General features: G+C 56.6%; 12 protein-coding genes. 3 read left to right on the top strand and 9 right to left on the bottom strand.

The features are described 5' to 3' along the window. Positions 1-13 precede the first annotated feature (13 nt). Positions 14-949: a glucose-6-phosphate dehydrogenase assembly protein OpcA gene (locus WMP96_RS08585; protein ID WP_239204014.1), complete on the top strand. Its 936-nt coding sequence runs from the start codon at positions 14-16 to the stop codon at positions 947-949. A 41-nt stretch (positions 950-990) separates the two neighbouring features. Beyond that, positions 991-1752 (top strand): 6-phosphogluconolactonase, encoded by a 762-nt coding sequence (gene pgl, locus WMP96_RS08580; protein WP_239204016.1) that lies wholly within the window; start codon positions 991-993, stop codon positions 1750-1752. 151 nt (positions 1753-1903) lie between these two features. Here the strand turns inward: pgl and secG are convergent, their stop codons facing one another. The 4 genes from secG to gap form a co-directional block, all read right to left on the bottom strand. Beyond that, entirely contained in the window at positions 1904-2137 is a 234-nt protein-coding gene (secG, locus tag WMP96_RS08575) for a preprotein translocase subunit SecG (protein ID WP_005324856.1), read from the bottom strand. 183 nt (positions 2138-2320) lie between these two features. After that, positions 2321-3103 carry a triose-phosphate isomerase gene (tpiA, locus tag WMP96_RS08570; RefSeq protein ID WP_023021498.1) on the bottom strand — a complete coding sequence of 261 codons (783 nt, stop codon included), beginning with the start codon at positions 3101-3103 and terminating at the stop codon, positions 2321-2323. 37 nt (positions 3104-3140) lie between these two features. After that, positions 3141-4358, bottom strand: a complete 1218-nt coding sequence (locus tag WMP96_RS08565) for a phosphoglycerate kinase (RefSeq protein ID WP_301715729.1) — start codon at positions 4356-4358, stop codon at positions 3141-3143. A gap of 119 nt (positions 4359-4477) precedes the next feature. Then, positions 4478-5485: a type I glyceraldehyde-3-phosphate dehydrogenase gene (gene gap, locus WMP96_RS08560; RefSeq protein ID WP_239204020.1), complete on the bottom strand. Its 1008-nt coding sequence runs from the start codon at positions 5483-5485 to the stop codon at positions 4478-4480. Between the two features lie 541 nt (positions 5486-6026). On the opposite strand from gap, the gene WMP96_RS08555 reads away from it, so the two are divergent. After that, the gene (locus WMP96_RS08555) at positions 6027-7673 is read left to right on the top strand and encodes an L-lactate permease (RefSeq protein WP_239204022.1); all 1647 of its coding nucleotides are present in this window, start codon (positions 6027-6029) and stop codon (positions 7671-7673) included. Positions 7674-7803: 130 nt separating this feature from the next. Here the strand turns inward: WMP96_RS08555 and whiA are convergent, their stop codons facing one another. From whiA to WMP96_RS08530, 5 genes are all read right to left on the bottom strand, one after another. After that, the gene (gene whiA, locus WMP96_RS08550) at positions 7804-8793 is read right to left on the bottom strand and encodes a DNA-binding protein WhiA (protein WP_340432895.1); all 990 of its coding nucleotides are present in this window, start codon (positions 8791-8793) and stop codon (positions 7804-7806) included. Between the two features lie 171 nt (positions 8794-8964). Then, a complete protein-coding gene (locus tag WMP96_RS08545) occupies positions 8965-9960 on the bottom strand; it encodes a gluconeogenesis factor YvcK family protein (RefSeq protein ID WP_200287481.1) in 996 nt (331 codons plus the stop codon). Between the two features lie 23 nt (positions 9961-9983). Then, positions 9984-10865 (bottom strand): RNase adapter RapZ, encoded by an 882-nt coding sequence (gene rapZ / locus WMP96_RS08540; RefSeq protein ID WP_340432918.1) that lies wholly within the window; start codon positions 10863-10865, stop codon positions 9984-9986. Positions 10866-10905: 40 nt separating this feature from the next. Next, positions 10906-12981 (bottom strand): excinuclease ABC subunit UvrC, encoded by a 2076-nt coding sequence (gene uvrC, locus WMP96_RS08535; protein ID WP_340432890.1) that lies wholly within the window; start codon positions 12979-12981, stop codon positions 10906-10908. Positions 12982-12984: 3 nt separating this feature from the next. Further along, a complete protein-coding gene (locus WMP96_RS08530) occupies positions 12985-13533 on the bottom strand; it encodes a PH domain-containing protein (protein WP_023021490.1) in 549 nt (182 codons plus the stop codon). Between the last annotated feature and the right edge of the window lie 61 nt (positions 13534-13594).

The raw sequence follows: 13594 nt of genomic DNA, 5'->3' as shown, positions 1-13594 counted from the left end.
AGGGACGCAGACAATGATTATTCCATTGCCCAATACCACTACGCGTGAAATCTCCAAGAAGTTAGTAGAGGCGCAAGAACATTACACCCTGACTACCGGCCGAGTGCTCACTCTAATCGTGGCGGCCCGTGAGGATGATGACCTTGAAAGCATTCTCGCTTCCGTGCGCGATGCCTCCCACGAGCACCCGTCACGTGTGTTGGTCGTAGTAACGGGAGACCCGCAGGTCGAAACCCACCTTGATGCACAGCTACGCGTGGGCGGCGAAGCAGGTGCCTCCGAGATGGTCATCATGAAGTTGCACGGTGCTTTGGCAAACCAAGACGAAGCAGTAGTCACGCCGCTGCTACTACCTGATACCCCGCTGGTCGCTTGGTGGCCTACTCTGTGCCCACCGGACCCTGCCTCCAGCTCGGTGGGAAAGTTGGCGCAGCGCCGCATAACTAACGTTGCCTTTGACGGACGCGTGACCGGCGAAGATCTTCGCACCTTATCTGCCGGGTACACGCCGGGTGATTCCGATATGTCTTGGGCTGCCATCACCTTGTGGCGCGGTGTCGTTGCCTCCGCCTTGGACCGTCATCCCCACGAGCCGGTGAAGTCGGTAGAGGTAGCAGGTCCGGCCGGCCACCCAGCCCCGGATTTCGCCGCTGGATGGTTGCTCGACCGCTTGGCAGTTCCCGTACATCGCGCAGTGGCCGACTCCGAGGAGGACCACTTCCCAGTGACTCATTTGCGGTTCAATCGGGAGACAACCCACGTAGACGTCGATGTCATTGACGAGCGCACGGTGCGTGTGTGTGTTCCGGGTTCGCCGGAATCCTTGGTGAGCCTCAATAAGCGCTCACAAGCTGAGGTGCTTTCTGAAGAACTGCGCCATTTGGATGCCGATAAAACCTATGCACAAGCGCTCCGTGCACTAGCCCAGGTAGACTACAGTAATCAGTAAACGGCTTTAATCTGAATCTTTGTAAAGGATAGCGATACATAATGGTAACTCTTCACCGCGTGAGCGATGTGGATGACCTTATCTCCCAGGCCGCACTGAAATTCGTGGATACCGTAGCGCGTATCCAAGCATCGGGTGGCGGCCTCCACGACGATGGTGTCGCGCGTGTTGTCCTCACTGGCGGCGGAGCCGGAATTGGCGTTCTCCACGAGTTGGCCCGTTTGGATTTCGCCGCACAGCAGCAAGGTGAAAATTTTCCTGCTCAGCGCATCGATTGGTCGCGTGTTCACGTTTTCTTCGGCGACGAACGCAATGTACCCGTTTCCGACGCAGATTCTAATGAGGGCCAGGCGCGCAATGCGTTGCTCAACCACGTAGATATCCCAAACCAAAATATTCACGGTTTTGATCTGGGCGCGGTGTCTATGGAAGCAGCGGCAAGCGCATATGAACCAGAGTTGAAGGAATTTGCCCCTCATGGTTTCGACCTACACCTACTAGGCATGGGTGAGGAGGGCCATATTAATTCCTTGTTCCCGCATTCCTCCGCTATTCGGGAGCAAGAAGAACTAGCTGTTCCCGTCCACGATTCCCCAAAGCCGCCCAGCGAGCGCATTACCCTCACCCTTCCGGCGGTCAATAAATCCGATCGCATTTGGCTCCTTGTGGCCGGCGAAGCCAAGTCGGAAGCGGCCAAGCACGTGGTAAAGGGCGCTGCGGCCGAGGAATGGCCGGCAGCCGGCGTACACGGTAGGAAGGAAACCGTTCTCTTCCTTGCCGATGACGCTGCTTCCGAGATATAAGCAGGCAATCCGCAGTGTGCGTGCGGGCACATTGCTTTTAGCGCCTGACGCCAATCGAAAAGCGCCGGCACCGCTTCCCCACTTTCAGATCCCCTAGGAAAATTAGTGGTAGGAAGCTAGTGCCGGCGCTTTCGCTATCCTGGCTTTTCGCTTAAGCGAAGGCTTGGATCAGGTTTAGGCCCACAATGCAGGCCAGCCAGATGATAACCATCACCACGGTGTAGCGATCCAAGTTCTTTTCCACGACGGTCGAGCCGGAAAGGTTCGACTGCACGCCACCGCCGAAGAGGCTGGACAGGCCGCCGCCTTTACCTTTGTGCAGCAGCACGAAGATGGACATCAAAATAGCTGCGATGACCAAGATGATTTCCAGTGCCAAGACCATGAGGATAATCCTTATTTCTAACGTGCGCCTTGTGGTTGACTCTTGCCACCCACTAGCGCGGAATCGTACTTTTAGGCTTTGCGTCCAGCAAAGCAGTCACACCGGCCCACTGTACACGATGGCGCGGGCCGGAACCATTCCAACCCGCGCCGAACGCGAACCTGTGACAGGTGATATCTCCTGTTAGTTCAGGGCATTAGCTGCGTTGGCAGCCAACTTGGCAAACTCTTCGCCCACCAGGGAGGCGCCACCGATGAGGCCGCCGTCTACGTCTGGCTTGCTGACGATCTCCGCAACGGAATCAACCTTGACGGAACCGCCGTAGAGAATACGAATGCCTTCCGCTACCTCGTCACCGGCGAGCTCTTTCACGAGCTCGCGGATGGCGGCACAAACCTCTTGTGCGTCGTCTGCGGAGGCTACCTTGCCGGTACCAATGGCCCAGACCGGCTCATAAGCAATGACGGTCTTGGCAAGCTGCTCAGCGCTAAGGCCAGCCAAAGAATTACGGGTCTGGTTAACCACGTAGTCCACGTGAGTACCGGCCTCGCGAACGGCCAGTGGCTCGCCTACGCACACGATGGGGCTAATGTCATTATCCAAGGCTGCGGCGGCCTTTTCTGCGACGAGCTTATCGGTCTCGCCATGATACTGACGGCGCTCCGAGTGTCCCACGACTACCCAGCTGCAGCCGAGCTTGGCTAGCATTTGACCAGATACCTCGCCGGTGAAGGCGCCAGACTCATGCTTAGAGATGTCCTGCGCGCCGTAGGTGATCTGCAACTTGTCGCCTTCTACCAGCGTCTGGATGGTGCGAATATCGGTAAACGGGACCATATAGGCCACGTCGACCTTTTCGTAGTAGTCCTTAGGCAGGGAGAACGCAAACTTTTGAACGGAACCGATAGCCTCGACGTGGTCGAGGTTCATCTTCCAGTTACCTGCGATAAGTGGCGTACGTGCCATGATTTTTCCTCTCTTTTAGCAAGTGACTCAGCAGATTTTAGGCTTCAAGGACGGAGACGCCCGGAAGCTCCTTGCCCTCTAGGTACTCAAGGGAGGCGCCGCCACCGGTGGAGATGTGGCTAAAGCCATCCTCGTCCAGGCCGAGCATGCGCACGGAGGCCGCGGAATCGCCGCCACCGACAACCGAGAAGGAGCCGTTGTTTTCGGTGGCGTCGATAATAGCCTGCGCGACGCCCGCAGTACCCTTGGAGAAGGCCTCCATTTCGAAGACACCCATCGGACCGTTCCAGAAGACGGTCTTGGAAGAAGCAAGCACCTCTGCGAAGTGCTCCACAGACTTTGGCCCGATGTCTAGGGACATCCAGCCCTCTGGGATGCCGTCGAGCTCGACAACCTGGTGTTCCGCATCCGCTGCGAACTTGCTTGCGGCAATGAGATCCACAGGAAGGACCAGCTTGTCACCGAAGCGTTCGAGCAGCTCCTTGCAGTTATCAATCTGGTCTTCTTGCAGGAGGGACTCCTGGACGTTGTAGCCCTTGGCGGCCAGAAGGGTGTAGCACATGCCGCCACCGATAATGACCTTGTCTGCCTTATCTGCTAACGCCTCAATTACGCCGAGCTTATCCGAGACCTTGGCGCCGCCAAGTACTACTACGTATGGGTGCTCCGGCTTCTGGGCCACGGTGGAAAGGACGGAGAGTTCCTTTTCTACGAGCTTGCCTGCGTAAGCCGGCAGGCGCTTTGCGACGTCATACACAGATGCCTGGGCACGGTGGACAACGCCAAAGCCATCGGAGACGAAAGCGCCATTATCGGCTGCCAAAGCAACGAGCTCATCAGCAAATGCGCCGCGCTCCGCTTCATCCTTGGAGGTCTCGCGAGGGTCGAAGCGGACATTTTCCACCAACATGACATCGCCATCGTTGAGCCCGTTCGCACGCTCATGAGCGTCCTCGCCGGTGACATCGCCGGCCAAGGCAACGTACTGGCCAAGAGCCTCGGACAGAGCTTCAGCGACTGGGGCCAAGGAGTACTTAGCGTTTACCTCTCCCTTGGGGCGGCCAAGGTGCGCGGACAGAATGACCTTAGCGCCGCCTTCCACCAAAGCCTTGATGGTGGGAAGAGAAGCGTTAATGCGACCCGGGTCAGTAATGTTTCCTTCTTCATCAAGGGGAACATTGAAATCAGAACGAACAAGGACGTGACGAGATTCGACGCCTTCCTTGAGAAGATCATCCAGAGTCTGGAAAGCCATTATTTTCTCCTTCTTAAATTCGGATTGTTCACAAGGCTGTAGATATAAGAATACCGACCGCGACACAATGCCGTTTAGGCTTGCATCGGGGCCGGACTCTCATTATTAAAGCTCTAAGTTTAGAGCTTGTCTGCCACCAGGCTAGTCATACGTACAAGCTGGGAGGTGTATCCCCACTCATTGTCGTACCAGCCCAGAACCTTAACAAGGTTGCCGTTGGAGACCTTGGTCATGCCGGAGTCAAAAATGCAGCCGTGCGGGGAGGTTACGATATCGGTGGAAACCAGCGGGTCCTCGGTATAAGCGAGGGTGTCCTTGAGCTCGCCTTCAGCAGCTTCCTTCAGGGCGGCGTTAATCTCTTCAACGGTTACGTCGCGGGAAGCGGTAAACGTCAGGTCGGTAGCGGAGCCGGTGATAACTGGAACACGCATGGCGTAGCCATCCAGCTTGCCTTCCAGCTCAGGCAGTACCAGGGAGACAGCCTTAGCTGCGCCGGTGGAGGTAGGCACCATATTTACAGCAGCGGCGCGGGCGCGGCGCGGATCCTTGTGCGGTGCGTCTTGGATGCGCTGGTCGCCGGTGTAGGCGTGGACGGTGGTCATCAAGCCCTTTTCGATGCCGAACTTGTCATTGAGGACCTTTGCCATCGGCGCCAGGCAGTTGGTGGTGCAGGATGCTGCGGAAATAACATTGTGGTTTGCCGGATCGTAGGTGTCAGAGTTAACGCCATAGACGAAGGTTGCGTCTACTTCCTTGCCCGGAGCAGAGATGATGACCTTCTTAGCACCAGCCTCGAGGTGAGCCTTGGCGTCATCGCCATTGGTGAAACGGCCGGTGGACTCGATCACGAGGTCTACGTCGTATTCGCCCCACTTGAGCTGCTTCGGGTCCTTCTCCGCGGTAACCACGATGCGGTTACCGTTAACGGTAATGGATTCATCATCATGGGTAATCTCGCCATCGAAGCGGCCCAGTACGGAGTCGTACTTGAGCAGGTTAGCCAGCGTACCGTTATCGGTCAGGTCGTTTACTGCAACAACTTCGAGGTTGTTGTCGCCCTGAGCGACTGCACGGAAAAAGTTGCGGCCGATACGGCCAAAGCCATTGATACCTACGCGGATAGTCACTGTATTTCTCCTCAAAGAGTCGAGTAAATGTGCGTATGGGTATGTGCGCGGGCCCTTCGATATATTCGGTGCTTGAGAAGCGCCCGAGCGTTTTCCCTTACAATGCCGATACTACCGAGCGTTTTTTAACAGTGCAGTGCGCTAGCAGCCTTGAGAACTATCGGATGACAGATTATCCAAAAGAGCGTACACTTTGCCGATCCTTTTTATTTCTCCGCCATAAACCCGCTGGATACGCCCGAACGCGTGGGTTTATGTGGCCTTGACGCTGTTAACGTGAAATATATCACTGTATAGCTTCCAGGGTTACGCCCGCCTCTGTCCGGTCGGACATTTCCGAGCCTCAGTCCTGATGGCAACCAAGTCGACCGAATTGTTTTCGCCTCGACCATCACACGATATGCTTTCAATACTCACTGGCTCACATTCGCGTTTCAGTCCACTACATCTGTTCCAGCGCAATCGTTGGTCACCGTGAGAATGCTTCAGGTGCTCGTTATTCTTCAACGGGCAGGACCACCGTAGAACCCAAGGACGTCTCTTGTTCGAAATTAATACCTCTGCTGTGGGTGACAGCCTCGGGCTTACCGCCCTGGTGGCGATTCTCCCTCTCATCGCATTCTTTATCATGCTGCTCGGCGTCAAAGCGCGCGCACACACTTCTGGCGCCGTCGCCCTCGCAGTATCCCTTCTTATCGCCATCGTCGGCTTTTCTATGCCGGTAGATATGGCCTTGTCCTCCGCCGTGCGCGGCGGCCTTTTCGGACTACTTCCCATTGTCTGGGTAATCATTACCGCAATCTGGTTTTATGAAATCACCGTCGCTTCAGGACGCTTCGAGGACCTTCGTAAAACCTTCGACCTTCTAGGCGATGGCGATATTCGCATCCAAGCAATTCTTATCGCCTTTTGCTTTGGCGGCTTGCTAGAGGCCCTCGCCGGCTTCGGCGCACCCGTAGCCATTACCGCGACCATGATTATGGCACTCGGTGTAAAGCCCCTACGCGCAGCAATCGTAGTGCTCATTGCTAATACGGCACCGGTTGCTTTCGGCGCGGTGGGCATCCCAGTGACCACCGCTGGCGAGGTCGCTGGACGCAGCGCTGAACAAACCCATGATATTGCCGCACTTATCTCTTTGCAGGTGCTCATCATCGCCGCCGTCGTGCCTTTCCTGATCGCCTTCATTTTGGACGGTGTCCGCGGCGTCAAGGAAACTGCGCCGGCAGCCGCAGTGATTGGCGTTTCCTTTGCCTTGGCACAGTGGCTGGCCGCAACGTTCTTTGCTTACCAGCTCACCAATGTTATCGCCTGCATCGTTTCCCTGGGCTGTGCCTTTGCCTTCCTCCGAGTGTGGAAGCCTAAGGGTGTTAAGGAGCTGCGCGAGCGCCTCGAGCTGCCCGCCGCTGAGTCGACCACCGACCTGAATGGTCGCCGCATTTGGATGGCACTACTTCCCTACGCTGTAGTAACTATTGTCTTTGCTGTTGCTACTGCGGCCCCAGCCATCTTTGGTTTCCTCAAGCTCCACTTTGCCTGGCCTTTGCTGGATGACGCGATTGTCGACGCCGACGGCAACCTCATGGACACCAGCTTCAGCTTCAACGTCTTTGGTAACCCAGGTACGCTCCTTCTACTCTCGGGCATTATCGTTGCGGTTGTCTACCACTTCTTTAATGAAAATGGCCGCTACAGTCTCAGCTTCGGGCAGCCGGTCAGCGCTTTTGGGGACGTCGCCAGCCGCATGAAGTTCTCGGCCCTCACCATCATTCTGGTGCTGGCATTGGCTTATACGATGAACTACTCCGGCCAAACGATTGCTATTGGTGAGTTCGTCTCTTCTGCAGGCGGCATCTTCGCACTCTTCGCTCCGGTACTGGGCTGGATTGGTACCGCGGTCACCGGCTCAGATACCTCCGCCAATGCCCTCTTCGCCAACCTGCAGGTAGCAGCGGCCGAGCGTATCAGCGTGAACCCGGACCTCATGCTGGCCGCCAATACCGCAGGCGGCGTTGTGGGCAAGATGATCTCCCCGCAGTCCCTCGCTATTGCGGCCACCGCTGTAAAGATGGAAGGCAAGGAGTCTGTCATCCTGAAAAACGTAGTGGGCTACTCCGTGGTCTTCTTGGCCGTTGTGTGCATCATCGTATTCTTGATGACCAACGCCCTAGGATTCCTCGTTCCCTAGGCATCTAGCTCTCCCTGGCTAGCTGGTTTCCCCACCAGCTAGCTATCACAGAGAAAACTCCCCACAGTGACGGCTACCGCTCAGGTATCCGCGCTGCGGGGAGTTGTGTATGTGCCGGTGATTGCGGCGTTTAGGACTCTTTGAAGAGGTCGTCGGTGATCGCTTGGTTAGTATCGGGGATATCAAGCTCTTCCGCTCGCTTATCGGCCATAGAAAGCAAGCGGCGAATACGCCCGGCTACCGCATCTTTAGTCATGGGAGGCTCAGCCAAGCGGCCCAATTCTTCCAGCGAGGCCTCACGGTGCTGCACGCGCAGGCGTCCTGCATCAGCAAGGTGCTCGGGGACGTCATCACCAAGGATCTCCATCGCTCGGTCAACGCGGGCCGCCGCGGTGACTGCAGCACGAGCCGAGCGACGGAGATTTGCATCATCGAAATTGTCCAAGCGCCGGGACGTATCGTGCGCCTCTCGCTTGACGCGCTTCTTTTCCCAGCTTAATCGCGTTTCTTGCGCGCCCATACGGGTCAACAGTGCCCCAATGGCATCGCCATCGCGGACAACGACGCGGTCTTCCCCGCGGGTCTCCTTAGTTTTGGCAGAAATGCCCAAGCGGCGGGCGCAACCCACTAGGGCCAATGCCGCCTCCTGGCACGGGCACATAACTTCAAGCGCAGAAGAACGACCCGGCTCCGTGAGGCTGCCATGGGCTAGGAAGGCTCCGCGCCACGCTGCTTCGCTATCAGCGACGGTGCCGGAAATAACCTGCGGAGGAAGCCCCACTACCGCATGGCCGGAGCGGGTAATAAGGCCGAGACGGCGCGTAAGTTCCTTCGCCCCGGTGGAAATGCGCACCGTAACTCGGGATTTCTTCGTGGTTCCTGCTGGGCCCGCTACGTGACTATCAGCGGAAATCCCATAAAGCTCATCGAGTGCAGCGATCACGCGCCGCGCAATAGCGTGGCTTTCTAATTCCAACTCATAGGCCATGTTGTCGCCGGAAATATCTAGCTCGCCGGCGAATCGCAGCATCGCGGCTAGTTCGGCAGCGCGAGCGGACTGGCGTGGCACAACGACAGCCGTCAATTCTTCTTTGACCTGGTCGGTCAATGGTGTGGTCACCTAGTTCGCCCCATTTCTTTTCTCACAGTCACAAGATATACGCACAGGCCAGGGCCACTATGCAAGGCCCGGTGCGGTGAAAGGATTTCTGCCATCATACCGCGCGCGCTCAGGCACCGCGCAGTCGGCCGAACCCGAACGACGCGAGCGATGGGACTTTGCCGAGATGTATCAGCTCCGGTTGGGATCGCCAGTGTTGCGATAGTCCGAATACAGGTCGAGGAGTGCCGCAGACAGCTTCTCCGGATCGTGTTTATTGATGCTCCGACCATTGTCATCAACTTCGCTCACATCCGCGAACGTGGCACGGGCACCAAGGGACTGGGCGGCGCGCTGGATATACACGCGCTCACTATCAGTAGGCAAAGCCGCCCCGTCCACCAGAATGCGATCAATGCGCAAATCCGGGGCGTGCTGAGAAAGCACATGCAAATGGCGCTCTGCGGAAAAACCATGCGTTTCGCCCGGCTCGGCGGAAAGGTTTAAAACAACTACGCGCAGCGCATCAGACGCAGAAATGGCTTCCACGACCTCAGGCACGAGAGTATGTGGCAATACCGAACTAAACCAAGAACCCGGGCCAATAGTAATTAGGTCCGCGCGCTCAATGGCATCGAGGACATCCGGATTTGCTTTGGGGTTTTCCGGCACGATACGCACACGCCGGACTTGCCCCGGTGTGGAGGCAACCGCGACCTGCCCCCGGACTTGGCGCATGACACGGGGGTCGTCGTCAAGCCCGGCTACTTCCGCCTCAATCTCTAAGGCTTGGTTGACCACAGGGAATACCCGGCCCTGGGAATTAGTAAGCTCTGCGATGGTATCTAACGCGGCCTGGTAATCACCGAGCACCTCGGTCAACCCTGCAATCATTAGATTGCCCACCGCATGCCCCGCCATTGCACCGGTGCCTCTAAAACGGTGCTGCAAGGTACGCGCCCAGAGGTCACCCACCGGATCACTATTAGCCAACGCAGCTAGCGCCATGCGCAGATCTCCAGGCGGGATTATTTCTAGCTCGCGGCGCAATCGGCCGGAGGAGCCACCATCATCTGCAACAGTAACAATGGCGGAAATGTCGCCTGCTCCGCTCAATCGGGCGGACAAAAGAGTCTGATAAAGTCCATGGCCGCCTCCTAGGCAGACCATGTGTGAAGGATTGGTCATAAAAGCGTTAAAACTCCTGCGCTCTAGCCTCGAGCAATATCCCTGTGCAAGGTGCTGACGTCCAAAGTGTCATTGTCCCGCAACCGTGCCGCAATAGCCTCTGCTACGGCAACGGAGCGGTGATGGCCACCCGTACAGCCCACGCCTAAAGTTATGAAATTCTTCCCTTCGTGCCGGTAACCATCCAGCATGGTGGAAAACATCCTTATGAAATTATCCACGAATTCCTGTGCCGCTGGCTGTGAGAGCACATACTGAGCAACCGGCTCATCCGTGCCACGGTATCTACGCAGCTCCGGTACCCAATAGGGATTGGGTAGGAAACGCACATCAACCACCAAATCTGCATCGCGGGGTGAACCATTTTTAAACCCAAAGGATTCAACGGTCACATGCTGCTTTTCATTTTGCATCTCACCAAACGCCGCCTCAATAGCACGGCGGAGATCATGAATGGATAGGTTGGTGGTGTCAATGATGATGTCCGCATGAGCTCGCACGTCTGCTACTGCTTGACGTTCGCGTTGGATGCCTACTTTGAGTGTGTCGCCCTCTTGCAACGGGTGGGTGCGGCGTACTGAATCAAAACGACGAATGAGCACGTCATCACGAGCATCCAAAAAGAGCACGGTGGGCTTCATATTTAATTCCGTGAGCTCTTCCATAATCTCTAGCAGAGACCCTGGAAACATGCGCGAGCGCACATCCGTTACGGCTGCGACCTTGCCCACTGGGGTTTCTTCCTGGTTACACAGTTTGAGCAGATCCACAATGGCGCGAGGCGGAATATTATGGGCCACGTAGTAGCCCTTATCCTCAAATACTTTGGCAGCGGAACTCAACCCGCCGCCGGACATGCCGGTTATCAAAATGGGTGGAGTTTCGAAATGCGTCATGCCCCTCAGTCTAGCGCTTCAAGATTCGCCGTCTCTAGGAGTATGCCCCTTATTTACCCGTAGAATCGTGCAAATTCTCGTACACGGTCTGGGCTAGCTTTGGCCCAAAGCCATCTACCTCACAGATCTCTTCCACCGTGGCGGCCTTGAGCTTTTTCACCGAGCCAAAATGTTTCACCAAGTCGGTGCGCCGCTGCGGACCTAAGCCCGGAACGGAGTCGAGTACTGAAGAGCGCATTCGCTTAGAGCGCTGTTGCCGGTGATAAGAGATGGCAAAACGGTGCGCTTCATCGCGAATTTGCTGCAGGAGAAAAAGAGCTTGCGAGTTTCGCGGTAAAATGACCGGTTCATCATCGCCGGGAACCCAAATTTCCTCGAGGCGCTTGGCCAGGCCCACCAAGGTCACATCCACAATGCCTAACTCATCGAATACCTCTTGAGCTGCGGCAACCTGGGGTGCGCCGCCATCCACGATGAAAAGCTGCGGTGGATACGCAAAGCGACGGCCTGCCTCGGCAAACTCTTCCGCCACTTTTTCTTCCGCGAAGGAGGACTCTTCTACTTCCTCATCCGGATGCGCCAACTTATCTTGTTTGTGGCGCTTAAACCGACGGCGAGTGACTTCTGCGATAGATCCGACGTCATCAGAGCGGCCATCGCCCGCTGCCTCTTTAATGCGGTAGCGCCTATAGTCCGACTTTTTGGGCAAGCCATCTTCAAAAACCACCAAAGAAGCAACCACATCTGTGCCCTGAATATGGGAGATATCGGTACATTCGATGCGCAATGGGGCTTGCTCCATGCCCAAAGCCTCTTGAATATCTTGCAAAGCCGCCGACCGGGCGGTGAGGTCTCCCACCCGCTTGAGCTTGTGCTGGCGCAACTGCTCCTTGGCGTTTTTCTCCACCGTGGCCATGAGCTGTTTTTTATCGCCGCGCTGGGGAACGCGCAGGTCCACCTGGGCACCGCGCAGTTCCTCTAAAAGGGCGACGACCTGATCAGGTTCATCCGGCAGGGCCTGCACCAAAATTTGGCGTGGGATGACTTGGACACGGCGGGACTTCATGTGCGATTCCTGGTCCACCCCGCGCCGTTTTACGTCCGCAGCAAGCGCGGCGTCCTCGCGCGCCTCCTGCTTCTCGCGCTCCACTGCATCCGAATAAAACTGGATGAGGAAATTTTGTACCAATGCCGGCAGCGCGGGATCAGGCTGGCCTTCTTCCAAGGGCTCAGAGTTAGCTTGGTCACCGGCGCGTTCTACTACCCACCCGCGCTGCCCGCGAATGCGTCCGTCACGCACATGGAAGATCTGCACCGCTGCTTCGAGTTCATCCGAGCTAAAAGCAATGAGATCGGCATCTGTACCGTCAGTGAAAACCACGGCCTGTTGCTCCATGATCTTGTCAATAGCGCCCAAGTCATCGCGCAGGCGTGCGGCGCGTTCGAACTCTAGATTCTCGGCGGCCTGCTCCATGTCATGGGTGAGTTTGCGGCGGACTGCACCGGTGTTTCCATTCATGAATGAAACGAGTTCATTGACGGTATCCCGGTGTTCTTCCTTGCTTACCCGGCCGATGCAGGGGGCATCGCATTTGCCGATATAGCCCAATAGACACGGCCGCCCAAGGCGCTCGTGCCTGTTATAAACGCCCTTGGAACAGGTGCGCATGGGAAAGACGCGGGTGAGCAGGTCTAGGCTTTCGCGCACGGCCCAAGCATGGGAATACGGGCCGAAGTAGCGTACGCCCTTGCGGCGAGGGCCGCGGTAGAAAAAGGCGCGAGGAACTGTTTCTCCGACCGAAACCGCGAGCATAGGATAGGTTTTATCGTCGCGGTACATGACGTTGAAGTGGGGATCAAAGCGCTTAATCCACGTGTACTCCAACTGCAAGGCTTCCACCTCACTGGCCACTACCGTCCATTCCACGGAATTGGCCGTGAGCACCATTTGGCGTGTGCGCGGGTGCAGCTGAGTGATGTCCTGAAAATAGTTCGATAGTCTTGCGCGCAGATTCTTGGCTTTGCCCACGTAGATTACGCGGCGGTTTTCATCGCGGAACTTATAGACGCCCGGGTCAGTGGGAATGGTTCCCGGAGCCGGGCGGTAGGTAGTGGGGTCAGCCAATTGTTAATCCTGTGGCATGTACTTAGCTTCCACGTCGCGGAAGCGGCGAACGTTGTCGATGACGGTGTCTTTGTCACCAGACTGCAAAGCCCAGACGGGAACGAACTCGAACTCGGGAAGCTCAAGACGCGCCATACGTTGGCCCACGGGGAAGGACAGCCCATAGACCACCTGCCAGGGATAAAAGCGGGTACCCACAATATTGCGGACCTCTACCCCATCCTCATTGGCGCGCAGGCGCGGCCGGTTAAGGGCAACCCAAGACAAAATGGAAATAAGGAGGCCCACGCCGGGAAAGGCGAATTTATCAATGGTGGTGACATGCGCGCCGGTAAAAGACACATCCAAGGTGATTCCCATGAAGATATGGATAGCCATAACGAGGATCACCCAGCCGATTGCCACCTTACGCAAAAAGGGCGAGGTCGCCTTAAACTCCCACGGCTTAGACGTTGTCTGGGCAAAGGGATCGGCACTGGTATAGGCCAATACTTCGGCGTCGCTAAGCTGCCGGCTTCGCTGCGGATTCTTTGGGGCCTGCGCCTCGTTCATGTGCATACTCCTCTGGAACACCCCACAGTCCATCGTGGTGATCTAGCGTGGGGCGCTGACG

It is taken from the genome of Corynebacterium sp. KPL4035 (assembly GCF_037908325.1).
Lineage (GTDB): Bacteria > Actinomycetota > Actinomycetes > Mycobacteriales > Mycobacteriaceae > Corynebacterium > Corynebacterium kefirresidentii.
Note: the sequence above shows the minus strand (reverse complement) of the source record. Positions and strands in the feature narration are given on the sequence as shown.

What these genes read in the sequence shown, in the direction of transcription:
- WMP96_RS08585 (WP_239204014.1), top strand. Translation starts at nt 14, where the DNA reads ATGATTATTCCATTGCCCAATACCACTACGCGTGAAATCTCCAAGAAG.
- pgl (WP_239204016.1), top strand. Translation starts at nt 991, where the DNA reads ATGGTAACTCTTCACCGCGTGAGCGATGTGGATGACCTTATCTCCCAG.
- secG (WP_005324856.1), bottom strand. Translation starts at nt 2,137, where the DNA reads ATGGTCTTGGCACTGGAAATCATCTTGGTCATCGCAGCTATTTTGATG.
- tpiA (WP_023021498.1), bottom strand. Translation starts at nt 3,103, where the DNA reads ATGGCACGTACGCCACTTATCGCAGGTAACTGGAAGATGAACCTCGAC.
- WMP96_RS08565 (WP_301715729.1), bottom strand. Translation starts at nt 4,358, where the DNA reads ATGGCTTTCCAGACTCTGGATGATCTTCTCAAGGAAGGCGTCGAATCT.
- WMP96_RS08545 (WP_200287481.1), bottom strand. Translation starts at nt 9,960, where the DNA reads ATGACCAATCCTTCACACATGGTCTGCCTAGGAGGCGGCCATGGACTT.
- WMP96_RS08530 (WP_023021490.1), bottom strand. Translation starts at nt 13,533, where the DNA reads ATGAACGAGGCGCAGGCCCCAAAGAATCCGCAGCGAAGCCGGCAGCTT.